This is a genomic window from Cohnella candidum, from assembly GCF_003713065.1.
In the GTDB taxonomy this organism is placed as follows: Bacteria; Bacillota; Bacilli; order Paenibacillales; family Paenibacillaceae; genus Cohnella; species Cohnella candidum.
Genome location: NZ_CP033433.1, coordinates 3393960 through 3417235 on the forward strand (window position 1 = coordinate 3393960; position 23276 = coordinate 3417235).

23 protein-coding genes are annotated in these 23276 nt (G+C 60.3%); 7 read left to right on the plus strand and 16 right to left on the minus strand.

Features of this window, described 5'->3' with window-relative positions:
• Positions 1-131: 131 nt before the first annotated feature.
• Positions 132-779, minus strand: a complete 648-nt coding sequence (locus EAV92_RS15525) for a hypothetical protein (protein ID WP_123041949.1) — start codon at positions 777-779, stop codon at positions 132-134.
• 214 nt (positions 780-993) lie between these two features.
• Here EAV92_RS15525 and EAV92_RS15530 point away from each other — a divergent pair, with 214 nt between their 5' ends.
• Positions 994-2139, plus strand: a complete 1146-nt coding sequence (locus EAV92_RS15530) for a conserved virulence factor C family protein (protein ID WP_123041950.1) — start codon at positions 994-996, stop codon at positions 2137-2139.
• Between the two features lie 222 nt (positions 2140-2361).
• Here the strand turns inward: EAV92_RS15530 and EAV92_RS15535 are convergent, their stop codons facing one another.
• A complete protein-coding gene (locus EAV92_RS15535; RefSeq protein ID WP_123041951.1) occupies positions 2362-3378 on the minus strand; it encodes a Gfo/Idh/MocA family protein in 1017 nt (338 codons plus the stop codon).
• Between the two features lies 1 nt (position 3379).
• Positions 3380-4222: a sugar phosphate isomerase/epimerase family protein gene (locus EAV92_RS15540; RefSeq protein WP_123043757.1), complete on the minus strand. Its 843-nt coding sequence runs from the start codon at positions 4220-4222 to the stop codon at positions 3380-3382.
• A 146-nt stretch (positions 4223-4368) separates the two neighbouring features.
• Here EAV92_RS15540 and EAV92_RS15545 point away from each other — a divergent pair, with 146 nt between their 5' ends.
• Positions 4369-5277, plus strand: coding sequence for an AraC family transcriptional regulator (locus EAV92_RS15545; protein ID WP_123041952.1), 909 nt, complete (start codon positions 4369-4371; stop codon positions 5275-5277).
• A 58-nt stretch (positions 5278-5335) separates the two neighbouring features.
• Here the strand turns inward: EAV92_RS15545 and EAV92_RS15550 are convergent, their stop codons facing one another.
• The 7 genes from EAV92_RS15550 to EAV92_RS15580 form a co-directional block, all read right to left on the minus strand.
• A complete protein-coding gene (locus EAV92_RS15550) occupies positions 5336-6370 on the minus strand; it encodes an ABC transporter substrate-binding protein (RefSeq protein ID WP_123041953.1) in 1035 nt (344 codons plus the stop codon).
• 74 nt (positions 6371-6444) lie between these two features.
• Complete coding sequence (locus EAV92_RS15555; RefSeq protein WP_123041954.1) at positions 6445-7419, minus strand: ABC transporter permease; 975 nt, start codon at positions 7417-7419, stop codon at positions 6445-6447.
• 28 nt (positions 7420-7447) lie between these two features.
• On the minus strand, positions 7448-8953 hold the full coding sequence (locus EAV92_RS15560; RefSeq protein WP_123043758.1) for a sugar ABC transporter ATP-binding protein: 1506 nt from the start codon (positions 8951-8953) through the stop codon (positions 7448-7450).
• Positions 8954-9107: 154 nt separating this feature from the next.
• Positions 9108-10091: a substrate-binding domain-containing protein gene (locus tag EAV92_RS15565; protein WP_123041955.1), complete on the minus strand. Its 984-nt coding sequence runs from the start codon at positions 10089-10091 to the stop codon at positions 9108-9110.
• Positions 10088-11872 carry a cache domain-containing sensor histidine kinase gene (locus EAV92_RS15570; protein ID WP_123041956.1) on the minus strand — a complete coding sequence of 595 codons (1785 nt, stop codon included), beginning with the start codon at positions 11870-11872 and terminating at the stop codon, positions 10088-10090. Before EAV92_RS15570 ends, EAV92_RS15565 begins: the two co-directional genes overlap by 4 nt.
• A 6-nt stretch (positions 11873-11878) precedes the next feature.
• The gene (locus EAV92_RS15575; protein ID WP_164472802.1) at positions 11879-13498 is read right to left on the minus strand and encodes a response regulator transcription factor; all 1620 of its coding nucleotides are present in this window, start codon (positions 13496-13498) and stop codon (positions 11879-11881) included.
• Between the two features lie 208 nt (positions 13499-13706).
• Positions 13707-14636: an alpha/beta hydrolase gene (locus EAV92_RS15580; protein WP_123041958.1), complete on the minus strand. Its 930-nt coding sequence runs from the start codon at positions 14634-14636 to the stop codon at positions 13707-13709.
• Between the two features lie 363 nt (positions 14637-14999).
• On the opposite strand from EAV92_RS15580, the gene EAV92_RS25040 reads away from it, so the two are divergent.
• Together EAV92_RS25040 and EAV92_RS15585 are read left to right on the plus strand one after the other, a co-directional pair.
• Positions 15000-15131: a hypothetical protein gene (locus tag EAV92_RS25040; protein ID WP_277424208.1), complete on the plus strand. Its 132-nt coding sequence runs from the start codon at positions 15000-15002 to the stop codon at positions 15129-15131.
• Between the two features lie 15 nt (positions 15132-15146).
• Complete coding sequence (locus EAV92_RS15585; RefSeq protein ID WP_164472803.1) at positions 15147-15893, plus strand: ribosomal eL19 family protein; 747 nt, start codon at positions 15147-15149, stop codon at positions 15891-15893.
• Positions 15894-15947: 54 nt separating this feature from the next.
• Here the strand turns inward: EAV92_RS15585 and EAV92_RS15590 are convergent, their stop codons facing one another.
• The 5 genes from EAV92_RS15590 to corA all read right to left on the minus strand — a co-directional run bounded on the left by EAV92_RS15590 (position 15948) and on the right by corA (position 20393).
• Positions 15948-16613 carry a LysE family translocator gene (locus EAV92_RS15590; protein WP_123041959.1) on the minus strand — a complete coding sequence of 222 codons (666 nt, stop codon included), beginning with the start codon at positions 16611-16613 and terminating at the stop codon, positions 15948-15950.
• 21 nt (positions 16614-16634) lie between these two features.
• Positions 16635-17315, minus strand: coding sequence for an HAD family hydrolase (locus tag EAV92_RS15595; RefSeq protein WP_123041960.1), 681 nt, complete (start codon positions 17313-17315; stop codon positions 16635-16637).
• Positions 17312-18547 (minus strand): MFS transporter, encoded by a 1236-nt coding sequence (locus EAV92_RS15600; protein WP_123041961.1) that lies wholly within the window; start codon positions 18545-18547, stop codon positions 17312-17314. Before EAV92_RS15600 ends, EAV92_RS15595 begins: the two co-directional genes overlap by 4 nt.
• A 109-nt stretch (positions 18548-18656) precedes the next feature.
• Complete coding sequence (locus tag EAV92_RS15605) at positions 18657-19421, minus strand: hydroxypyruvate isomerase family protein (protein ID WP_123041962.1); 765 nt, start codon at positions 19419-19421, stop codon at positions 18657-18659.
• A gap of 21 nt (positions 19422-19442) precedes the next feature.
• Entirely contained in the window at positions 19443-20393 is a 951-nt protein-coding gene (corA, locus tag EAV92_RS15610; protein ID WP_123041963.1) for a magnesium/cobalt transporter CorA, read from the minus strand.
• 344 nt (positions 20394-20737) lie between these two features.
• Here corA and EAV92_RS15615 point away from each other — a divergent pair, with 344 nt between their 5' ends.
• Positions 20738-21586 carry an alpha/beta hydrolase gene (locus EAV92_RS15615; RefSeq protein ID WP_241158285.1) on the plus strand — a complete coding sequence of 283 codons (849 nt, stop codon included), beginning with the start codon at positions 20738-20740 and terminating at the stop codon, positions 21584-21586.
• Positions 21587-21659: 73 nt separating this feature from the next.
• On the opposite strand, the gene EAV92_RS15620 is transcribed toward EAV92_RS15615, so the two are convergent.
• Entirely contained in the window at positions 21660-22058 is a 399-nt protein-coding gene (locus EAV92_RS15620) for a c-type cytochrome (RefSeq protein WP_123041964.1), read from the minus strand.
• Between the two features lie 172 nt (positions 22059-22230).
• On the opposite strand from EAV92_RS15620, the gene tatC reads away from it, so the two are divergent.
• Positions 22231-22998 carry a twin-arginine translocase subunit TatC gene (gene tatC / locus EAV92_RS15625; protein ID WP_241158286.1) on the plus strand — a complete coding sequence of 256 codons (768 nt, stop codon included), beginning with the start codon at positions 22231-22233 and terminating at the stop codon, positions 22996-22998.
• Between the two features lie 34 nt (positions 22999-23032).
• Positions 23033-23236, plus strand: coding sequence for a twin-arginine translocase TatA/TatE family subunit (gene tatA / locus EAV92_RS15630; protein ID WP_123041965.1), 204 nt, complete (start codon positions 23033-23035; stop codon positions 23234-23236).
• The last annotated feature ends 40 nt before the right edge of the window (positions 23237-23276 follow it).

The following is a 23276-nucleotide window of genomic DNA, read 5'->3' on the forward strand; positions in this document are numbered from 1 at the left end:
TTCCGAGGCTTCCGGATGTATGTAAAAGATTTTACCATTCCGCTTAGGGTTCTGAATCTGAGGCAAGTTGGTACCGGTAATGCAAAACCCCGGTTCCCTTGGAGGGGCCGAGGTTTCGTTCTCTTGCGGGATTAGGAGCCGCCCGCCGCGCTTTGGGTCGGCTGCTGGTTTGATTGCGGGATCGACTGCTGGTTCGGCTGTCGGGTCCGCGTCGGCATCATCTGGATGGAAACGACGGTCGTTTTATCGTCCGAGAGCTTGAGGGAGACGATGTCCCCCGCCTTGATGTCGGTCATCATCAGCGTGTTCGTCGTCGCGCCCTGATCGCCGAAGCTGCGGGACGTCACTTCCGTCTGGTCCGTATAAGCGTATTCGGTCGTCTGCTCCGAAAACTGCATGTTCATCATGCCGCCGCGGCCTCGGCCCGGACCGCCGCCGTTCGCTTGTCCGTTCGGCGAGCTGCCGTTCGAAGGCGGAGATGCTTGCGGCGAGCCGCTCGGCGCAGGCTGTCCGCCCGCGGAGGCGCCCCCGTTCCAGTTCCGGCCTCTCTGTCCGTTCATCGTCGAGGCATAGACGACCAGTTTGCCGTCTCCGATGGAGGCGACCTTTCCGATGACGTCCGGCCTGACCCGAGTTTGAGCCGGATCGCCGTTTCCCTGCTGGGCAGGGGCCGCATTCGCGGCGGCGTTCCCTCCCGTATCCGCGCTCTTGGACGAACAAGCGGATGCCGTCGCCGCGATGGAAGCGAACAGCATGACGGTGATCAACGTTTTTTTCATCGTTTCCTACGCTCCTTGAAATCGATGGATGCGGCATTCGGATTGTCCCCGCTGCCGCCTAATCGCTTCCATTATGGAGCCGACGGCTGAAAGGATCCTTAAGACAAACTGAGAGTCCGCTGAATGTGCGGAGGTTTTGGCACTTTGGCCGAAGATGCAGTATTGTTAGGGTAGAGATGTAGAGACGCTGAGGGAAAGCGAGGAACCTTCGAAAATGAAACTGTTGTCCATCGAACCGACACCGAGTCCGAATTCCATGAAGCTGAACGTCGACGAGAAGCTGGCCGCCGGCATCCGCCTCGACTACAAGCCGGAGCAGGCGGAGCAAGCTCCCCCGCTGATCGGCAAGCTGCTGCGCATACCTGGCGTGAAAGGCGTGTTCCACACGGCCGATTTCATCGCCCTGGACCGCAAAGGGAACGCCGACTGGGCCGCCATCCTGCGGGAAGTTCACGAAGCGTTCGGATCCGCGGGAGAAGGCGCCGGCATTAGCGCGACGCCGGAAGCCGGCGGTTTCGGGGAAGCGCACGTGCTCGTGCAGATGTACCGGGGCATTCCGATCCAGATCCGCGTCCGGAGCGGCGGGCAGGAATCCCGGGCTGCCCTGCCCGAGCGGTTCACCAAGGCCGTGACGGAAGCGGCCGGCGCGACGATGATCCGCGAGCGGAAGCTCGAGGAGTTCGGCGTCCGTTACGGCGAACCCCAGGAAATTCTGGAAGAGGTCGTTCGCGAGCTCGATGCCGCATATACCGAAGAACGCCTGCGCGATTTGATCGAGCAGGCGAAAATCGCGGGACCGGAAGCCCCGCCGCCGGCTCCGCCCGCGCCGCTTAGCGCGGAAGAAGCGGAGAGCGCGCTCGGGTCGGAAGACTGGCGGGAGCGCTATGCCGCGCTGGAGCGATTCAAGCCGGAGCCGGAGCATTTGCCGATCGTGGCGAAGGCGCTTCGCGACGGCCATATGTCCGTGCGCCGGCTGGCGGTCGTCTACTTGGGCGACCTGCGGACGCCCGAGACGATGCCGCATCTGTTCGCCGCGCTGAAGGACCCGTCCGTCGCCGTGCGCCGCACTGCCGGCGATACGCTGTCCGACCTCGGCGACCCGGCCGCGATCGGCCCGATGACGGAGGCGCTCGGCGACGGGAACAAGCTCGTGCGCTGGCGCGCCGCGCGGTTCCTGTACGAGGCCGGCGACGAGTCGGCGCTCGACGCTTTGCGGCGCGTCGCCGCGGATGAGCCGGAGTTCGAGGTCCGGCTGCAGGCCGAGATGGCCGTGGCGCGCATCGAGCGCGGCGAGGAAGCCGCCGGCTCCGTCTGGCAGCAGATGACCCGCATGCGCGAGCAGGAGCGCTCGGGCGAGTAATCCGGCATCGCGTCGGCGATTAGCGCGTGTGGCGCGCTATTTTTCCGGAAATACGACACTGCCTTCTGAATAGTGGACGTGGGAGACTATTTCGCCGACATCACGACACTACATGCAAAATAGTGGACATAAGACACTATTTCGGCGGAATCACCACACTTCGCACGCCACAACCAACAAAAAACCTTCGGTTTCTCCCGGGAGAGAAACCGAAGGTTTTTTTCACAGCGAGACCCAGGCGCCGCCGCGGTCGGCCGAGGCGATCTCGGCCTCGACGATTTCGATCGAGCCTTGGACGGCACGTCCCGAGGCCGTTTCGACCGGGCGCCCCTCCAGCAGGGACTCCACGAAATACCGGAGCTCGAAGTAATACCCCTGATCCTCCGGCAGCTCCGGCGCGAAGCCCGGCCCGTCGTTCGGATTCGACCGGACTCCGTTCTCCCGGAACACGACGTTGCCCCGCTCGAAATTGACGCGGTACTGCATGTCGAAGCCGAAATCGCCTTCTAACGTCCAATCGGCCTGCGCGTTGACCACTTTGCCGTCTTCGTACGCATAGTTCGTCGAGACGATGTCGTAGCCGCCGCCCGGCACGACGTTGCGGGCCAGCGTGGAAACCGCCCGCGGTTTGCCGAACAGCCAATGCACCATGTCCGCATCGTGAACGTGCATGTCCATCAGCGCCCCGCCGCTCTTCTCCTTTTGCAGCAGCCAGGGCCCCCACGTCGGCGTCGCGCCTCCGCGGAAGAAGTACCCGCTCGTCGCCTTCCCGTATACGCCGCTGTCCACGACTTCTTTCAAATAAACGTAGGCCGGCCAGAACCGGAGGCATTGCCCGATCAAGAGCTGTTTGCCGTTCCTCTCCGCCGCGAGTAGCATGTTCTCGCACTCCTGCGCCGTAAGCGCCATCGGTTTCTCGCAAAGCACATGCAGTCCATGATTCAGGCATTGGATCGAGATCTTTTCGTGCAGGAACGTCGGCAGCGTGATGTCCACAGCGTCCAGTTCCTCGTTCGCCAGCATTTCTTCCACGCTCGTATAATGACGAAACCGGCTGAAATCCACGGGTTCCGTCACCGTCTCGATGTTGCCCGCTTGCGCCCCGCCCTTAAGCTTCTCCGGATCCGCATCGCACAACGCCGTTACGCGGATGTCCAGCCCTTCTCGCTCCAGCCGCAAATAGTTTTCCAAATGGGTCCGCCCCATGAACCCCAGCCCGATCAGCCCGATTCTCAGCATCCTATTTCCTCCCCAAAATGGCATCCATGGCGCCCGACGTATTGTAAACGATCTGCTCGGTATGCTGCTTGTAGGACGGGATCATTTCCGCGATCACGTATCCGTCATATCCGACAGCTTGCAGACCCGCCACGACGGCCGCGTAATCCACGTCGCCGGCCAGCAAATCGACGAACCCGTGCAATCCGCCCGCTTCCCGACGGTAATCCTTGAAATGCACCTTTTTGATCCGGCTTCCCAAAATAGAAATCCAATGCTCCGGGTACCCCGAATAGAGCACGTTCCCAACGTCGAAATACGAGCCGACCCAAGGGGAACCGATCCGGTCGATGAAGTCCCTCATTTCCAGCGGGGACAACAGGAACTTGTTCCATACGTTCTCGATCCCGATGGACACGCCGCAGGCCTCCGCCTCCCCAGCCAACCGGGAGAACGCTTCCAGTGCGTAGTCGTAAGCCCGGTCATAGGGAACGACCTCGGCCCCCGGGATGAAGTCAACGCCCACCGCGCCCGGCACGACGAGGATCGCGTCGACCCCGAGAATGGCAGCCGTTTCGAGCTGTTTCCGTACGATCCCCATGGCTTTTTCCCGGATCTTGGCATCCGAACTGGTCAGCGAGTACTGCCAGTACAGTCCGCTCGCGAGGCTGGTCAGCGCGATCCCGGTCTCTTCCGCCCGCTTCCGGATGTCCGCGATCTCGGCCTCCTTGCTTTCCAAGCTAAGTTCTCCCGTCTCGTTCAAAGCAGGCTCGAGCCCCTCGAAACCCGCGTCCTTCGCTAACCGCAGACAATCCGGCACCGCCATGCCGCCGGGAAACGACCAAGCGTTGATTCCTTTCTTCACGGCCATCCTCTCCTTCCCTTTATACCGTCCATTATAGGAAAGGAAGAGAGAATCGGATTTATCCATTCAGCCGGACAATTTGCACGCCCCGCGCCTCTCCTGTGCTAGAATCAGGGTGAGGCTACCCAGGGAGGACGACGATTCGCATGGATTTTGCCAGGACGACGCTCACCGAATCGATCACGGTCGACCAGCTGATTTCTTTCCACTATTTCGAATATGCGAACGGTTATGCCTTTGAGGGGGAGCAGCACGACTTCTGGGAGCTTCTCTATGTAGATAAAGGCAACGTCGAGGTGCGCGCGGACGACAGAGCGCTGCAGTTGGAGCAGGGAAACATCGTGTTCCACAAACCGGACGAATTCCACACGGTGCGCGTCAATCCCGAACACAAACCGCCGAACCTCATCGTCATCTCGTTCGAGTGCGCCTCTCCCGACATGGACTTTTTCCGCAACAAAATAACCTCTTTGAAAGAACAAGAGAGACTCTATCTGTCCCGCATTTTGCAGGAAGGTTTCCGCACGTTCCTGCCGCCGTACGACGATCCCGCCGACCATCAGCTGACCCGAAATCCCGACGCTCCGTACGCCGGGGAACAAATGATCAAATCCCATCTCGAAATGCTGCTCATCAGCCTCATCCGCTCGGAACGGGAAGCCGCAGCGCCGGCTCGCTCCGCCAAACTCACGCCCGTCCATATCGAAAACCGGGAGCGCGAGCTGGCCGATCGCATCGTCCACTATCTCAAGGAAAACTTGGACGTTCAGCTTTCCCTGGACGCGCTGTGCAGGCAGTTCCATCTCGGGAAAAGCCGGCTGAAGGAAATTTTCCACGCGCGTTACGGCTCAGGCGTTTTGGAATATTTCAAGCTTCTTAAATTGGAGGAAGCCAAATCGCTGATTCGCGAGCACAAATACAATTTCACCGAAATCTCGGAAAAACTCGGGTACGCCAGCCTTCATTATTTCTCGAGGGAATTCAAAAAGAATACGGGCATGTCCCCGTCGGATTACGCGAAGTCGGTCAGAGCCAAAGCGGGGTTCTCACGATAGCGCTATACAACAAGTAAAAGAGCGCCGGCGGCCGGCGCTCTTTCCATGCATTTCGCGATTACTCGTACAATACGGCTTTGATTTCCGGATTGTCGATGTTCGTCTTGTCGTACCAGAAAAATCCGGTGTCGATGTTCTTCTCGACCTTCTCGCCTTTGATCGCGGCGACGGCCGCCTTGACCGTTTCATAGCCGATGCCGATCGGGTTTTGCGTGATCGCGCCGGCCATTTTGCCGGACTTGATGGCGTCGATCTGCGCCTTGCCGGAATCGTAACCGATGACGACGATTTTGCCGTCCATCTTCATTTCCGTCACGGCGTTGACGACGCCGATCGCGGAGCCTTCGTTGGAGCCGAAAATGCCTTTCAAGTTCGGGTGCGCCTGCATGATCGTTTTCGCGAGGTCGGTCGACTTCAGGTGGTCGCCGCCGCCGTATTGGATGTCGACGATTTTGATCTTCGGATACTTTTCCTTGATCCGGTTCTTGAAGCCGTTCTCGCGGTCGATGCCCGTACGGCTCGTCTGGTCGTGCACGACCATGGCCACTTCGCCTTCCCCGCCGATCAGCTCCGCCATTTTGTCGGCGGCAAGTGCGGCTGCCGCGATGTTGTCCGTAGCTGCCGTAGCGAGCGGGATGTCACTGTCCACGCCGGAGTCGAACGCGATGACGGGGATTCCGGCGTCTTTGGCCTTCTGAAGCAGCGGAATGGACGCCTGGCTGTCGAGCGCCGCGAAGCCGATCGCCGACGGTTTCTTGTCCAAAGCGACCTGCAGCATCTCGAGCTGCTTATCGACCTGCTGCTCGGTTTCCGGCCCTTCGAACGTGATCTCTACGTTCAGCTCGGCGGCCGCTTTCTCCGCTCCGGCTTTGACCGCCTGCCAGAATTGGTGCTGGAAGCCTTTCGAGACGATCGGAATGAATAATTTCCCCGCGGAAGCCGACGCGCTCGGACTCGTGCTCGCGCTCGGGCTCCCACCGGATGCGTCGCCTCCGCTTTTCGGAGAAGAGCTTGCTTCTCCTCCTTTGTTCGAACCGCACGCGCCGAGCACCAGCACGAGCGCCATCGCTACCGCCAACCACGCTTTTTTCATGTTCCCCTGTCCCCTTCTTAATGAAATGGTAAACGAAAGGCTATATAATCTCCGCACGGAGACCATACCGGCTATCAAGCTTTCTTCCTGCGCAAGATATCCACGTAAACCGCCAGCAAAATGACGAGGCCGACGACGACGGTCTGCCATTCCTGAGGGACGGACAAAATGCGCAGGCCGTTCGTCAGCACGCTCATGATCAGCGCACCGATTACCGTGCCGACGATCGTGCCCTTCCCTCCGCTGAGGGACGTTCCCCCGATCACGACGGCCGCGATCGCTTCCAGCTCATAGCCCATCCCGAGCGCGGGTTGCGCCGAATTCAGCCGGGAGGCCATCAGGATACCGGCCAACCCGGTGAACAGGCCGGTAATCGTGTAGATCACGATTTTCCAGAACCGCACGTTGACGCCGGACAGCCGGGTCGCCTCTTCATTGCTGCCGATCGCGAAATTGTAGCGGCCCACGATCGTGCGCGACAGCAGGATGCCGCCGACAATCGCCGCCCCGAAGTAGATGAACACCGCATTCGGGATATCCAGGACCGATCCCAAGGAGATCTTCGAGAAGGCCGGCGTATTCGTGAAGTAGACCGGCTTCGTCCCCGAGATCACGAGCGAGAGCCCCTTGGCGATCATCATCATGGCGAGCGTCGCGATGAAAGGGGGGATGCCGAGCCTCGCGACCGCCGTCCCGGAAATGAACCCGCACAGCGCGCCGGTCAGCAGTCCGCCGACGATGCCGACCTCTATCGGCCAGCCCCACATCGTAATGAACACGCCCGTCATCACCGAACTGAGCGTCATGACCGTACCGACGGAGAGGTCGATGCCTCCCGTCACGATGACGAAGGTCGAACCGAGCGCGAGGACGCCGGTCACGGCCGTGGAGAGCAAAATCCCCACGATATTGGAAAAGTGAAAGAAACTGCTCGAAGCGAGCGAAAAGACGATGATGAGCAAAATCAAGCTGCCGAACGCCATGAACTGCTGCAATCCCGACTGGATCGCGATTCGCGGCCTGCCGGCCGCCGCTATCGATGCCTTCATCCGGTTTTCTCCTCCTTGTAGCCGCGCGTCAGCCGGCCCGGTCCGTCGCGAACGTCATGATTCGTTCCTGCGTCACTTGATCGTCGTTCTCGAGCTCCCCGGTAATCCGTCCTTCGCACATGACGAGGATGCGGTGGCTGAGCCGAATGATTTCGGGCAGCTCCGAGCTGATCATGATGATCGATTTGCCCTCGTCAGCCAAACGCTCGAGCAGTTTATAAATCTCGCTCTTCGCGCCGACGTCGATGCCTCGGGTCGGCTCGTCGAAAATCAGAATGTCGCAATCCCGCAAGAGCCACTTGCCGATGATGACCTTCTGCTGGTTGCCTCCGGACAGGAACTTTAGCGGCTGCTTGATGCCCGGCGTCTTGACCTTCAGGTCTTCGACGACTTTAGCCGCGGAAGAAGCCATGCCCGCGTCCTTCATCCAGCCGAACCGGGTCATGTGCCGCTTCAGCGTGGCCATCGCCGCGTTCGTCTTTACGTCCATCTCGAGCAGGCAGCCATAGCGCTTCCTGTCCTCCGACAAATAGCCGATACCATGCCCGACCGCCTGATGCGGGGAAGCGATCCGGACCTTTTTCCCATGGACGAGAATCTCTCCGCCGTCGATCGGGTCGGCGCCGAAAATCGCCCGCGCCATCTCCGTCCTGCCCGCCCCGACCAGACCCGCCACGCCAAGGATTTCTCCTCTCCGCAGCGTGAAGCTGATCTCCTTCAGCGCCTTCCCGCGGCTTAAGGCGCGCACCTCCAACGCGATCTCCCTATGGGATACGGCGCGTGCTTCCCGATGGGACTGATAGATTTCCCGCCCGACCATCATCGAGATGATCCGGTCCACGCTCACCCCGGCGGCCGGCACCGTATCGATATAGCTTCCGTCCCGCATGACCGTGATCCGGTCGGCGATCCGCTGCAGCTCGGCCATCCGGTGGGAGATGTAGACGATGCCGACGCCTTTCGCCCGCAGCTGCTCGACCGTCCGGAATAGCTCTTCGATCTCCGCGTCGCTAAGGGCCGCGGTCGGCTCGTCCATGATCAGCACCCGAGATTCGCGCGAAATCGCCTTCACGATTTCGACCATCTGCTGCTTGGCTACCGTCAGGTCCGAGACGAGGGCGGTCGGTTCGATATCCAGGTTCATTTGCCTCAGCAGCACGTCAGCCCGTTTGTTCATTTCCTTGTCGTCCAGAAACAGTCGGAATGCCCTTCTCGGCTCCCGGCCGATGAAGATGTTCTCGGCGACGGTCAAATCCGCGGCCAAATTCAGCTCCTGGTGGATCATGCCGATCCCGAGATCCTGCGCCGTTTTCGCGTCCGGAATCTCCACTTCCTTGCCGAAAACCGAAATGCTGCCGCCGTCCTTCCGATAGACGCCGGTCAGCACCTTCATCAGCGTGGACTTGCCTGCGCCGTTTTCGCCGACGAGCGCGTGGACCTCCCCGGCCCGCAATTCGAAGCGGCAGCCTTTCAAAGCCGGGACGCCGGCAAACCGCTTCTCGATCCCTTCCATGCTCACGAGGATTTCGCCCATCCGGTCATGCCCCCCATCTTCGTTGCCGTTGTCGATTTCCACTTTACAGGCCGGGACGGAAGACATACATGGGATTTCTTCCTGTGAAAGTCGAATATTTTCTGGAATTTAAGACAATAAAATACACCGGATTTCTCCGGTGTCCTTCATCCCTTTATTTGCCCACGAAGGGGAACAGCAGCTTCTGGTTTTCTTCCTCATACATATTGTTCTTGGTGATCAGCAGGGACGAAGTGTCGATCATGGCGGGGACCTTCTTGCCCCGGATCGCCTCCAGTGCGGTTTTGACGCTGAGATATCCCATCTGGAACGGACGCTGGATCACGGTCGCCTGCATGACCCCTTCGTCCAGCAGCTTGATCTCGGGAATCGAGCTGTCGAAGCCGATCAGCTTCACTTTGCCCTTCAAGCCCAGATCCTTGACCGCCCTCCCCGCCCCGACGCTGGTCGGTTCGTTCAAGCCGACGATGCCGTAAAGATCGGGCTCGCGCAGCAGCAGCTCTTTCGTTTTCTCGTAGGCTCGTTCGTTGTCCCCGCCGGCGTCGATCGTTTCGAGCAGCGTAATGTTTGGCTTGCCTTCCAGTACCGAACGGACGCCCTTTTCACGGTCCATTAGAGAACCCGCGCTGGTGACGTAGCTGACGATCGCGATTTTGGCGGGACCTTCGATTTGCCCCAGCATGGCATTGCCGGCTTCGACGCCCGCTTTCACGTTATCCGTCGCGACGATGCTTTGCGGCGCTTCCGACCGGATGCCCGAGTCGAGAATGAGCAGCTTGATCCCGTTTTTCCTCGCCTTCTCCGCCGCCGGCGCCAAACGGACGTAGTCACTGGCCGCCAGCACGATCGCGTCCGGCCGTTCCTCGATGGTCTTCTCCAAAATGGCGATCTGTTCGTCCACTTCCGTCTCCTTCGCGGGGCCCCGGACTTGCACGTTGGCCTTGAACTCCTTGGCCGCGTCATGGACGCCGTCCACGACGACCTGCCAGAAATCGAGGGAGGCGTTGGTCGACTTGATGATGACGACGATGTCGGCTTCCTTGGGGCCTGACCACCGCGCCAGCCCAAGCCATAACGCCGCCGCGGCGAGCACCAGGATGGCCAGGCTTCCCGTCAGCCGTTTGCGGTTCCGTATCATCCGGTCTCCTCCTCCGTCTGCGGCAGCGATTTGGGGATGCGGATCGTCGCCGTCGTTCCTTCCCCGGGTACGCTCGCGAACGACAAGCCGTAGGGAGGTCCGAAATAGAGCCTCAGCCGCTCATGCACGTTCAGGACGCCGACCCCGCGGCCCCCTTGGCCGGGCGGAAAGGGCAGCAGCAGCTTGCGGACGGTTTCCTCGTCCATGCCGATGCCGTTATCCCGCACTGTCAGCAGAATATCGCCGCCTTTCTCCTCCGAGGAGATCGCGATCATGCCGGGGCCGCGTTTTTTCTTGATGCCGTGGTAAATGGCGTTTTCGACGAGGGGCTGCAGGATCACTTTGATCGTCGGATAATGCCGGACCGATTCCGCGATGTCGATCTCGTAATCCAGCTTGTTCTTATACCGCATTTTCTGGATCATCAAATAGTTCGTGATATGCTCGATTTCGTTGTGGATCGGCACAAGCTCCTCGCCCCGGCTGATCGAAGAACGGAACAGCTTGGCCAGCGCGGAAGTCATGAGCACGACCTCCTTGTTCTTGTTGCTCTCCGCCATCCAAATGATCGAGTCGAGCGTGTTGTACAGAAAATGCGGATTGATTTGGGCCTGCAGCGCGTTCATCTCGCTTTTGCGTTTTTGCTCCTGATCCCGCACCGTTTGCGTCATCAGCTCTTTGATTTTGCCGACCATGATGTTAAACGCGCGGGCCAGCCGCCCGACTTCGATCGTCCGCGGAACCGGCACCTGGATGTCGAAATTCCCTTTCTCCACTTCTTTCATGTAAGTCTGCAGCTGCCGGATCGGCCGGCTCACCCGCTGGGACAAATACACGGAAAGCAGGATGGCCATGAAAATGCAGATCAGCCCCAGCGCGAGGAAGGAATAGCGCACCTCCGCCTGATTGCCGATGAGTTCGTCCACGTAAGAGACGCCGACGATTTTCCATCCGAATCCCGAGTCCTGGACGGTGTACATCCGGCTGCCGCTTCCTTCGTCGCTCGTGAACGTTCCGTTCTTCACGGCGAGCACCCGGTCGATCTGCTCCGATTTGAGGTTGCTGTAAATGAGCTGCTGCTGCGGATGGTAGACGATTTTGCCTTCCGTATCCACGATGAACAAATAACCCCGGTCGCCGAGGTTGATGTTGCGCAGCATGTCGTTCATGACGCTGAAATTCAGATCGACCCAAAACACGCCGAGCTCCCGCGTCCCGTCTTCGCTGCGCAGCTGCCGGCTGAGCGACACGACCCAGGAATAGCGGTCTTTGAACACGGGCTGGACGTGGGAGGGGGAAATCACGCTGCGGCCGCCCGCCTCCCGGGCCTTCGTGAACCAGTTCAGCGTCCGGATGTCGATGTACGGATTCAGCTCGAGCTCCGGGCTGCCGGAGACGAACTGCCCATTCGCCCCGTAAATGTTGACGGACGCGATATCGGTTCGGGAGACGAGCATCGAACCGAGGAAGTCGGCGATGGCCGCCTTATATTGCTTCTCCTCCGCCAGGCTGGCGAAAGACGTTTTGGACAAATATTCGCGCACGGTCCGGTTGCCGGCGACAAGGTCCGAAATGTATTTCATGCCGTTGACGTACGTCTCGATGTTGCTGTCGACCTGCCGGACCAGCTCCGTCGTATACGCCTGCACGTTGGCCTGGACCGCGTCCTTGGACAAGTAGTAGGAGGTGAAGCTCATGATGAAAATGGTCATCAGGATCAGCAGGACGAACGCCAGCGCGATATTCGTCTGGATGCTTCGGAATCTGGCGGGGGAACCCATTTTCGCTCACGCTTTCCTGTCCGACATTTTGAGGCGGTAATCGGTGGGCGTATCTCCTTCGTGCTTCTTGAACGCCCCGCTGAAGTAATGAGGATCGCTGTAGCCGACGGCGTAAGCGATTTCGTAATTTTTCATGGCGGTCAGCTTGAGCAACTCTTTCGCTTTCTCCATTCGTTCCTGGGTGACGTGCTCGACGAAGGTTTTGCCCGTATGCTGCTTGAACAGCGTGCTGAAATAGCTCACGCTCATGGAAATATGCTTGCAGACGGATTTCAGGGACAGATCCGGATCCTGATAATGCTCCTTCACGTACGCGATCGCCTTCTCCACCTGAAGCTGGCCGTGATCTTCCCTCTTGCTTTGGATGGCGGAAACCGCGTCCGCGCACAGCCCCTTCATCCAACCTTCCATTTCGTCCAGCTTGGCGAAACGGTTGATTCTCAGAATCGGGTTCTCCGCTTCGCCGAACGTCCGGATCAGGTTCCCGTCCGTTTCGTAAAGGGTATGCAGCAGCGTCAGCACGATTCTCTGAAGGTACAGGTAGCAAACCTCGATCGGGAACAGATGCTCCCGGAACGCCGCGAACAGCCGGTCTACCCATTCGTCCAACTCCCGAGCGGTGCCCGTCTTCAGCTTCGTGATGAGCTCGTTCTCCCAAGCGACCGCGGACAGGAGCGCCGGACGGTCGCGGCATTCCATGTCGGTAATGCGGATCACTTCGCCGCCGCCCGTCACAAACCGGTAGTCCAGCGCGGACAAGGCGGACTGGTGGACGGCCGGGACGTGTTGGCCCCTGCGGCACGTATGTCCGATGCCGACCGAAATCCGAAGGGGCAAATAGGACGAAACCGACTTCAGGATTTCTTCGGCGGTCGCGAGCGATCGTTCCTGCAGCTCTTCGGCATCGTCGCCGGAGAAAAGCGCCAGCACGCGGTTCTCCACGTCGCGGAAAACTTCGGCTCCCGGGTGCCGGGCCGCGATCTCCTGAGCGATATTGTAGACGGCGAAGCGGTACAGTTCCTGGTCGGAAGGAGTCGGACTCGTCTCCGCCGCGAATTCGTCGACGCGGATTGCCGCTTCGACGAGAAACGGGCCCTGCATGGCGATGCCGAAAAACGCGCATCCGTCCGCGGCGGCTTTTTCCGCCATCGGGGTGGAGACGAACCGTTCCAGGAACCGTTCCCGGAGCAACGGCATGTTCTCCGCCAGCTGCCGGCGGAGCTGCTCGTAATCCCGCTTGCGCCGGCCTTCGTGGTCCAGCTCTTCTTTCAACTTTAGCAGCACGCCTTCAAGCTCGGCGGAAGTAATCGGTTTCAAAATATAATCGACGGCCTGCAGTTTTACTGCCTGCCGCGCGTAATCGAAGTCGTCGTACCCCGTCAAAATGACCACTTTGACCTGCGGAAAGCGCAGGGACAGTTCGCGCGTCAGCTCCAAGCCGTCCATGAACGGCATGCCGATGTCGGTCAGCACGATGTCCGGCGTCTCCCGCTCGACGAACTCGAGCGCCTCCGCGCCGTCCTCGCAATCGCCCGCGCAGCGATAGCCGAGCTTCTCCCAGTCCATCTGCTCCTTGATCGCTTCCCGGACCAGCTCTTCGTCGTCGACGATCAACAGCTTATACATGAAATCCCGCCTTAAGCGCCGTTTTGTCGAGTCCAATCCCATTGTAGGGTCATGCCGGGCCCTCGGCAATCCAAAAAGTTATTGCGGTGTTGGAATATTTTCTTGTATTTCGCGGATCGCCGGTTTTGTAATGGAACCGTAATATAACCTTCATGTTTCTTTCATATAGAGGGGTTACAATACATACATGACCCCCCTTTTCAATATATTATCTTGACGGGCTTGCGGCCGATGCCGCAGGCCCATTTTCTTTGTCCGGACGAAGATGCGCCGCGAAGAAGGATTGGACGGCCGGCCAAAATGCCGGATCGCGCTCCGATACGCTGTGGCCTTCGCTATCCACAAATAGGTGCGGAAGGCCGGGAGTCCGGGACAGTACATGCTCCAACTCCGCGGAGGACACATAGGCGTCACGCCGGGAGTGGATGAGCAGCACCGGCACTTTCCGGCCGTGTACGTTCTCCGCAAGAATCCGCGCCGGATCGGCCCGTTTCAATACCGAGCGGGGGATTCGGCTGCGCTTCACCATCAGGTACGGAATGATGTGCGCGAGCGGAAACGACGGCAGCTTCCGCCTCCTCAGCTCCGATCCGATCATCGTGGAAAATCGGACGGGCATCGAATCGGTGACGAGAGTAGTGATCGGTGCGCCATCGTCGAGCGCCAGGACGGCACCGAAACCGCCGAGGGAATGCCCAATCACTCCGATCCGGTCCGGGTCGATGTCCGGCCTGGTCCTAAGCCACTCCAAGGCGGCCAGCAGGTCTTCTTTGAACATCAATCCCGAAGGCGCGGAATAGGGATCGCTTTCCCCGTGTCCTCTCGCATCGTACATCAGGACGGAATACCCCGCCTCGTGCAAGGGAAGCGCATACCTCAGCACCCTCGAACGGTTGGAGCCCCAGCCGTGCGCGACCAGCACAGCCGGTTTTTTGCCCTGACCCGTCTGCGGCAGCATCCAGCCCCGGACCGTCTGCCCCCCGCTTGTCCACTCCACGGTTTCGTACGGCACGGTCGGCTTGCTCGTATTCGGAAGCAGACGGGGCTGCTGCGCTTTCGCGGTCAGCCCGTATAGTGCGGCCGCCCCCGCTCCCACCAAACATCCTGCGGCGCCCGCGCCGGCGATGATCACATCCACTCTCGAATCCTCCCGAAGCTTATGTTGACTCTATCTTATCCCAAAAGGAAAAAACGGACAAAAGCCCCTAATCGACTCACGCACCGGAATCCGGGCGGGCGCATATCCTGTATCACGTCATTTGCCCATCTCAAGGAGGAACGAACATGTCGAAAATACGGCCGGCGGACGCCCGTCCGATCACGCGTAAATCGTCCGATGATTCGAAAGCGAAGCTTTCCGGCAGCACTGCGAACGTAAAATCGGCTGAGGCCCAAAAAGCCGGCAAGGCTCAATTGCATCAAAAAGCAGCCGCGGGGGCCGCGCAAACCCGGGCATTTCCGGGCGCAGGGCTTTCCGGCGGCGTGGGCGGATTCCCCGGCGGTGTGGGTGGATTTCCGGGAGGCGTTGGTGGATTCCCCGGCGGTGTGGGCGGATTCCCTGGTGGCGTTGGTGGATTCCCCGGCGGTGTGGGTGGATTCCCTGGTGGCGTTGGCGGATTCCCCGGTGGAGTAGGCGGATTCCCCGGCGGTGTCGGCGGATTCCCCGGTGGCGTTGGCGGGTTCCCCGGTGGCGTTGGCGGGTTCCCCGGTGGCGTTGGCGGATTCCCCGGTGGCGTTGGCGGATTCCCCGGTGGCGTTGGCGGGTTCCCCGGTGGCGTTGGCGGGTTCCCCGGTGGTGTCGGTGGATTCCCGGGAGGCGTTGGCGGATTCCCCGGTGGCGTTGGCGGGTTCCCCGGTGGCATGGGTGGATTCCCCGGCGGCATGGGTGGATTCCCCGGCGGCGTTGGCGGTTTCCCCGGTGGCATGGGTGGATTCCCCGGCGGCATCGGCGGTTTCCCCGGCGGCATGGGCGGATTCCCCGGCGGCATGGGCGGATTCCCCGGCGGCGTTGGCGGTTTCCCCGGCGGCATGGGAGGATTTCCGGGCGGTATCGGCGGCATGGGGGGGTTCCCCGGTATGGGTGGAATCCCTGGCGGCATGCCGGGCGGGTTTGGCTCCATCTCCCCCGGTATTGGCAGCTAAGCTTTCTCACATCAAACCAAAGCCTGCCGGCGTTTCCGCCGGCAGGCTTTTTCGTTGCTCGCAGTTCGATTTTGCCTCACTATTTTCGGCTTTCCCCGATTGGATTGCTCTCCAGTTCGATTTTGCCTACTTAAATGGCCTTAAAAGCAATGTCAGCTTCAAAAGCGGCCTCCAATTGTGCAATTCCGAACTACAGCTATCTCTTCACGTACATGCACCCTTCGAATTGGGCAAAATCGAATTGGAGAAATGATTCTCCCCCCCCTCGAACTTGAAAGGCCGCCCCTCAGGGCGGCCTTCCAATACTTTAACCTCCGACATGCATCAGCAGCATATATGCCGCAAGCAAAACGTACACCGCAGCCTCCATGCGCGCCGTCCTCCGGCGGGCGGCGGTTCCGCGAATCCACTGGCGCCCGAGCTTTCCCGCCGCCAACGCGACGACGTGGAAAATCGCCAGCGCTTGCAGCAGAAACGTAACGCCCAGTACCGCCAACTGCACGGCTACCGGTCCGCCTCCCGGCGTGACGAACTGCGGGAGAAACGCGATGAAGAAGAGCGACACCTTCGGGTTCATCACGTTCATGAGAATCCCGCGCCGGTACAACCGGCCGAACGTCGGCCGGGAGCCGCCCGTCTCGGCAGGAGCCGCTTCGACCTCTCCATGTCCGGCTTCCGCCGCCGGGATCGAAGACGAACGCCACGCTTGCCAAGCCAAGTATAACAAATAGGCGGCACCGAGGAATTCCACGGCTTCAATCGCCGCAGACGAGCGGTAAACTACAGCCGACACGCCTAACGCTGCCGCGCTGATATGCGCGAGCAGTCCCGTGCAGAGCCCGAGTGCAACGGCGGACCCGTCTCTTGGGCTCCCGCTTACGCTTTGCGCGATGACGAACAGGATATCCGGTCCCGGCATCAGCGTCAGCAGCACGGAAGCGCCCAAGAACGCGGCCCATATTCCCCCATCCATGATGTCCGAGCCCCTTCTTCGTTAAGCCTGCTTCGCCACGGTCCCGATCCGGTCCAAAACGGCGCGCAGCGGCTGATCGGCTAGGGATTCGATAATGAGATCGGCGCGGGCCGCGGCGAAATCCATGTGCCGCGTCATCGGATTCGGCACGACGACGACCGGCATGCCCGCCGCCACGGCGGCCTTCATGCCGTTCAACGAGTCCTCGAACGCGACCGCTTCCTCGGGCTTCACGCCGAGCGCTTCCGCCGCCAGCAAATAGAGGGCCGGGTCCGGCTTCACCTTCTCGACGTCGTCGGAGGTGCGGAGCGCTTCAAAGTATTTCCGGATGCCCTTGGCCTCCAGATGCCGTTCTACCCAGGCCCGGTCCGCGCTGGAAGCCAAACCGATGGACAAGCCGAGCGACTTGGCTTCTTCGAGCACTTCCACGACGCCGGGACGAAGCTCCGCGCAATCGGCTTTCGCCAGCAATTCCGCTTCGAAGCGGGCTTTCAAGGCCTCACGATCCATCGTGAGGCCGGTCCGGGCTTGCAGGTCGACGTACGGGTCGAACGGACTTCCGTGCGTCCCGATGCCGAGCGCCCACTGTTCGAGCGGAAGCACATGCCCGTGTTCGGCGTACAGGCCGCCGAACGCTTCGTACGCGCAGCTCTCGGTATCCAATAACGTTCCGTCAAAATCGAAAATGACTGCTTTAATCATGCTTGCATTTCCACATCCTTTAGCGTGACTTCCCGGACGGTTTTCCGATAACGGAACGCCCCCAGGAATGCGATGAAATAGCCGGCAGCAGCACAGACATAGATGAGCCGGATGCCGTATCGGTCCGCCAGCCATCCCGTGAGCAGCAAGGAAATGCCGTAGAGCCCCGAGATGACGGCGGATTGCGCGGCGAATACGGACGGCATCTCCCGCGCGGGGGACGCCAGTTGGAGCAGCGTGCGGCTGGCCAATCCTTTGGCGGACTCCGCCACGCCGATGAGAAGCATGATCCCCAGCGCGAAGCCCGGATGGCGGCTGAACGAAAACACCCAAACCGCCAGTGCCATGCCTGCGCCGCCCCCGAGAAGCAGGCCGGACATGCCGCCCGACGGCCGCCTCGCGGAAAGCCGCCCGAAAAAGGCGTTGGCCAAGATCAGTCCGGCGCAGAACGCACCGTTCATCCAACCCCACCAAACTTCTCCCGCATGCAGCCTTTCCTGCGCGAAGACGAGCAACAGCGCGCCGGCGAAAGCGGAGGCGAACAGCCCTTCCCACGCGTCCATCCACACCACGAGACGGAGCGCCGGAATGCGGAGCAGCGTTCGCCAGCCCGCGAGAAACGACTTACTCGCGCCTGCGTCTCCGCTCTCCGCCTCGTCGGCCCCGGAGGCGACAGGATTGCCCGTCGCGACGGCGAAGCCTCCGGCCAGCAACAGCAAGCCGGCAGACGTCCACAAGGAGGGACCGGCCCCCAAACCGGATACGACGACGGCTCCGAACGCCCAGCCCGCCAGGGAACAGGCTTCGACGACGGCTCCCATCGTTCCGTTCGCCTTCAGCAAACGGTCCTTTTCCACGAGACGCGGAAGAAGCGAGGAGCGGACCGGTCCCGCGACGCCTTCCAGCACCGACAAAACGAAGACGGTGCCCGTCAGCCACTCCGTTCGGGCACCCGCCCCTGCAGCGTCCAAATACGCGGCGAGAGCGGCCAGTCCCCCGGCCTGGATCAACAAGCAAACGGCGAGCAGCGAACCGAGACGGAACCTGCCCAGCACGAGCGGAGCGGCCAGGCTTCCGGCCGTCATGCCGATCACCCGGAGCAGCGGGAACAAAGCCGCGACCGCGGCCGATCCCGACTGCCGGTACAAAGTGGTGACCAGCGCCAAAATGTACAGAATATCGCCCAAAGTCGACAAAGCTTGACCGGACAATAAGAAGCGAAACCGTTTCATCCCGTCGCCACCGTACCTTTCCTATTCAGTTGTCGAATGGATTCGGCGCCCGGTTTTACAACGGTTTCCCTCCTCTCGCTCTCGTATTTCATGCGGAAGCCTCGGCGGCCTAAGCCTCTTGCTTCCCTTTATCCGACCATCGAAGGAGGCCCGGCATCGGGTCCCCGTCCGTAAAATATTCCAACCCGACGTACCCCTCGTATCCCGTTTCGCGAATCGCACCCAGTACGTTTTCGTAATGGATCTCACCCGCATCCAATTCGCCGCGCCCGGGATGTCCGGCGGCGTGGAAGTGGCCGATCAAATGACGGTTCGCCCGGATTCGCCGGATGAGGTCCCCCTCGGTAATCTGCTGGTGGTAGACGTCGAACAGCACCTTCACGAACGGGCTTCCGACTTCCCTTACGATGCCGAACGCCTCGTCCGAAGAAGACAGGAAATATCCCGCGTGGTCGACGGCCGTATTGAGCGGTTCCACCGCCAGCGTGACGCCCGCTTCCTCCAGCAGGGGAACGCAGGCGCGCAACCCGTCCGCAAGCGATGCCCGCTGTTCATCCCGCGGCACGCCGACCCGGTCTTGCCCCGTTTGCGAAATCAGCAGCTTGCAGCCAAGCGCGCGGGCGGCTTCCAGCGACTCGCGAAGCCCTTCCAAGTACCGGTCGCGTTCCGCCGGATCGACCAGGCTGACGAATTTGGTGCACATGGCCGTCAGAGTCAGGCCGTTCTCCTCCTGGGCGGCTTTCACGGCGCCAATGTCCTTATCCCACCAGGACCAAAATTCGTAAGCGCCGTATCCCGCCAGGCGTACCCGGCGCATCGCTTCAACCGTATCCATCCCGCGAAAAACCGAGTCTACGCAAACCGACATCCGCATGCCGAGCACCGCCTCCCCTTTTTAGTCGAACCAGCCCTTGCGCCTGAACCAAACGTACATGCCGACCCCCAGCACGGCCATGACGGCCAGCACGCCGAAATAGCCGAAGTGCCAGTTCAGCTCGGGCATATTGTGGAAGTTCATGCCGTAGATGCCCGCGATGAAGGTCAGCGGCATGAAAATCGTCGTGATGACGGTCAGCGTCTTCATGATCATGTTCATTCGGCTGGAACGGATGGAATCGTAGCTGTCCCGCAAATCGGCCGTCATCTCGCGGTTGGACTCGATCATGTCGGTCAGCTTCAGCAAATGGTCGTATATATCGGTGAAATAGGCGTTATGCTCGCGAATGCCCGGGATTTTGTCGGAGTTCAGCGTCCGGTAAAGCAGGTCGCGCATCGGGATGACCGTCCGGCGGAGCCTCAGCAAATCGTTCCGGATGTCGTACACTTCGTCGATGAGCGTCTGCAGCTTTTCGCTCTCTTCCCGGCTCTCCAGGTCGTTCATATGGTCTTCGATCTTGTACAGCGTCGGAAAATAGTTGTCGACCAGCTTATCCATGATCAGGTACGCCACGTAGTGGTGATCCTGCTTCTTGTACAGTCCGTCCTCCTGCATTCGCCGCCAGGCTTCGTCCACTTCCGCGGAAGGCTTCAAATGGAACGTCACGATGCCTCTCGGGCCGAGGAAAAAGTTGATTTCTTCCGCTTTGAGCGTTTCGGTATCGATGCCGTGGATGACAAAGAAATGCGTATCCGCATAGTGATCGAGCTTGGGCCGCTGCAGGAGGTGCAGGCAGTCTTCGATCGCGAGGGGATGAAAATGGAAATAGCTGTCCAGCAGCTTCGTTTCATCCTCCGTCGGGCAATCGAAATCGACCCAAAACCATTTGATGCCGGGGTCGGTCAAGTTGTGCAGGGGGATGTTTTCGATTTTATCCCCATTGTCCGATATGGCCAGAGTCCGCAGCAAGTACGATCACCTCACGGTCATTATGCGCTTCCCGGACTCCTTTTGGCAACATCCGGCACGTGATAGCCGCCCGCCGATCCGCGCAAGCTAAACAGGATCCGGTGACGAAGGAGGTTGAAACCATGGGAGCCAAGCAACAAGGGCACGGCCGTCAGAATACGACGACCCGTTCGACCGACAAGAAAGGCAATTCATCCGGCAACAACCACTGACGAGCGGAAGAGCCGTCCCTCGGGACGGCTCTTTCGGCTTATTTGCGGTGCATTTTGACTTCGAGGAACTATCCATCGCCGCGGAATATGAGATAATAGGAAACAGAAACCGGGCGAAAGGAGCTTTTCTCCTTGAAAGAACGCGAATGGGGCTGGACGGCCCGAGGCGGAAACAAAGTTTACGCTTGCGAATGGACGCCGGACGCAGGGCCGGGTGCGGCCGAAGCGGTAATCCTGATCACCCACGGCATGGGGGAGCACACCGGCCGATACGTCCACGTGGCGGAATGGTTTACGGCGCGAAGCTATGCCGTGTTGGGCTTCGACCAGTTAGGCCACGGACGTACGGACGGCAAACGCGGGCACACGGATTCCTATGAAGATTTGCTGGAAGGGATCGACCGGATGCTCGAGGAGGCGGACCGGCGTTTTCCCGGCAAACCCATATTTCTGTGGGGACACAGCATGGGCGGCAATTTGACGCTGAACTACGCGCTCCGGCGCAAGCCTGACGTTGCCGGCGTCGTCGTGCTGAGCCCTTGGCTGAAGCTCGCCTTCGATCCGCCGGCGCTTACCGTTATCGCGGCCCGCCTGCTGGAGAAGGTGTACCCGAAATTCACCAACGACCGGCCGTTCGACCCGACCCACCTGACCTCCGATCCGGAGATGCTCGTGAAGCTAAGAGAGGATCGCCGGGGACACGGCATGATCACCGCACGATTCTTCTTCGGCGTGCACCGCGCGGGCCGATGGGCGCTGGAGCATGCGCAAGAACTGGCCCTCCCCTTGCTCCTCATGCAAGGCGACGCCGACCGCGTCACTTCCATCGCCGCCAGCCGCAAGTTCGCGGAACGGGCCGGTTCGTTATGTACGTTTCGGGAATGGCCGGGATTCCGCCACGAGCTGCACAATGAACGGGGCCGCGAGGATGTGTTCCGGGTCATCGACGACTGGTCGAGGGAACGGTTGAGACAGGGTTAGATAACCGAGATACGACAAAGCGCCGCCTCCCCCGATGGGTGAGCGGCGCTTTGCGGTTTTGACGGTTAGAACGTTATCCTTTTTTGGCGGCGAGCCAATCCGCCAGCGCATGGATTTCCGCGTCGGACAGCACGCCTTTGAAAGCGGTCATGCCTCCGCCGCCGGCGGAAATTTTGGCCGCGATGGCGTCCGAGGACAACCGGGAACCGACGGCCGTCAGGTTCGGGCCGACGCCGCCATGCAGATCCGCGCCATGGCAGGCGATGCAGTTCTGTTTGAACACGGCTTCCGCGTTGACGTTGCCGGCCGCCCCCGAAGGGGACGCTGCGGGAGAAGCCGGAGAAGCCGCAGGCGAGCCCGCCGGCGGAGCCGCGGGAGTCTGATCGGGCGCTCCGTTGTTGTTTCTCTGGCACGCCGAGATGGCGAGCACGAGGGCGAATACGAGGAAGACGGCAACGACTTTGTTTCTCATGGCTGATTTCCTCCTGCGGAATGGTTTCTCGAAGCTTCTGGACAGTTTCCTGATCCTTTCGCCTTAGATTACCCCCGTTTCCATCCCCCATACCTTCAAATCCCTTCTAAAACGAATGAATGGTTCGCGCAAGAATAGGAAACGCCGCAGTGGGTACGCTAAAACCACGGTCATGAAATTTCTGGCAGTGGAGAGGGTGAACGTCATCGAACTGCAGGACGATGTAGTCAGCCATCTGGCGGAGCTCCGCAAACGGCTGATCTGGGTCAGCGTCTGGTTTTTGGCCGCGATGTGCGCGGGTCTCTATTGGTCCCCGCATATTTTGCTCCGCCTCAAGAGCCACCCGGCCGGAGAAACGATCGAGTGGAACGTCTTCTCGTTCACCGACGGCCTGTTCGTCTACTTGCGCTGCGCTTTTCTGGTCGCGGCGTTGGTTACGCTCCCCGTTCTGTTGTATCAAGTCTGGGCTTTCGTACGGCCCGGCCTGACCCCGGTGGAAGCCAAAGGAACGTTTCGCTACGTACCCGCTTCCTTCGTGCTGTTCCTGACGGGGTTATCCTTTGGTTATTTCGTCGTGTTTCCGATGATGCTCCGCTTCATGAAGAGCATGAACGAGAGCTTGGGAGCCGCGGAAACCTACGGAATCGACCGTTATTTCTCGTTTCTGTTCAACGTCGTGTTTCCCTTGGGCCTGGCGTTCGAGATGCCCCTGGTCATTCTGTTCCTGACCCGGCTCGGCCTGCTGAATCCTTCGAGGATCCGCTTCGTCCGCAAATACGCGTACGTGGGCTTAGCCGTCGTCGGTTCGTGCATCTCCCCGCCCGATTTCGTCTCCCATCTGTCCGTCACCGTTCCGCTTCTCCTTCTTTTCGAACTCAGCGCGTTCATTTCCGTGCGTTACGCCCGGAGAAGGGGATTGGCCGTGCCGTCCCCCGGCTGATCCTGTAAATCACGAACCTACTGGAGGGTGTCTAATGTTCCACAACATCGGTATTTCGGGGCTCCTGATCATTCTGGTCATCGCCCTCATCGTGTTCGGGCCGGCGAAGCTGCCGCTGCTCGGCAAAGCCTTCGGCGAAACGCTGCGCGAGTTCCGCAACTCGACCCGCGGCATTGCCGACGATGACAAGCCGGATCCGATCGAGCTGCTGAAAGAAGAGCCGCAGAAGCTGACCTGACGGATTCAAAAACGAATGATAAAGGGACCCGGCCGAATCG

Bases quoted from the DNA above. Each gene is read 5' to 3' on its own strand.
- EAV92_RS15525 (WP_123041949.1), bottom strand. From the start codon at position 779: ATGAAAAAAACGTTGATCACCGTCATGCTGTTCGCTTCCATCGCGGCG.
- EAV92_RS15530 (WP_123041950.1), top strand. From the start codon at position 994: ATGAAACTGTTGTCCATCGAACCGACACCGAGTCCGAATTCCATGAAG.
- EAV92_RS15535 (WP_123041951.1), bottom strand. From the start codon at position 3,378: ATGCTGAGAATCGGGCTGATCGGGCTGGGGTTCATGGGGCGGACCCAT.
- EAV92_RS15545 (WP_123041952.1), top strand. From the start codon at position 4,369: ATGGATTTTGCCAGGACGACGCTCACCGAATCGATCACGGTCGACCAG.
- EAV92_RS15550 (WP_123041953.1), bottom strand. From the start codon at position 6,370: ATGAAAAAAGCGTGGTTGGCGGTAGCGATGGCGCTCGTGCTGGTGCTC.
- EAV92_RS15555 (WP_123041954.1), bottom strand. From the start codon at position 7,419: ATGAAGGCATCGATAGCGGCGGCCGGCAGGCCGCGAATCGCGATCCAG.
- EAV92_RS15560 (WP_123043758.1), bottom strand. From the start codon at position 8,953: ATGGGCGAAATCCTCGTGAGCATGGAAGGGATCGAGAAGCGGTTTGCC.
- EAV92_RS15565 (WP_123041955.1), bottom strand. From the start codon at position 10,091: ATGATACGGAACCGCAAACGGCTGACGGGAAGCCTGGCCATCCTGGTG.
- EAV92_RS15570 (WP_123041956.1), bottom strand. From the start codon at position 11,872: ATGGGTTCCCCCGCCAGATTCCGAAGCATCCAGACGAATATCGCGCTG.
- EAV92_RS15575 (WP_164472802.1), bottom strand. From the start codon at position 13,498: ATGTATAAGCTGTTGATCGTCGACGACGAAGAGCTGGTCCGGGAAGCG.
- EAV92_RS15590 (WP_123041959.1), bottom strand. From the start codon at position 16,613: ATGGATGGGGGAATATGGGCCGCGTTCTTGGGCGCTTCCGTGCTGCTG.
- EAV92_RS15595 (WP_123041960.1), bottom strand. From the start codon at position 17,315: ATGATTAAAGCAGTCATTTTCGATTTTGACGGAACGTTATTGGATACC.
- EAV92_RS15600 (WP_123041961.1), bottom strand. From the start codon at position 18,547: ATGAAACGGTTTCGCTTCTTATTGTCCGGTCAAGCTTTGTCGACTTTG.
- EAV92_RS15605 (WP_123041962.1), bottom strand. From the start codon at position 19,421: ATGCGGATGTCGGTTTGCGTAGACTCGGTTTTTCGCGGGATGGATACG.
- EAV92_RS15620 (WP_123041964.1), bottom strand. From the start codon at position 22,058: ATGAGAAACAAAGTCGTTGCCGTCTTCCTCGTATTCGCCCTCGTGCTC.
- tatC (WP_241158286.1), top strand. From the start codon at position 22,231: ATGAAATTTCTGGCAGTGGAGAGGGTGAACGTCATCGAACTGCAGGAC.
- tatA (WP_123041965.1), top strand. From the start codon at position 23,033: ATGTTCCACAACATCGGTATTTCGGGGCTCCTGATCATTCTGGTCATC.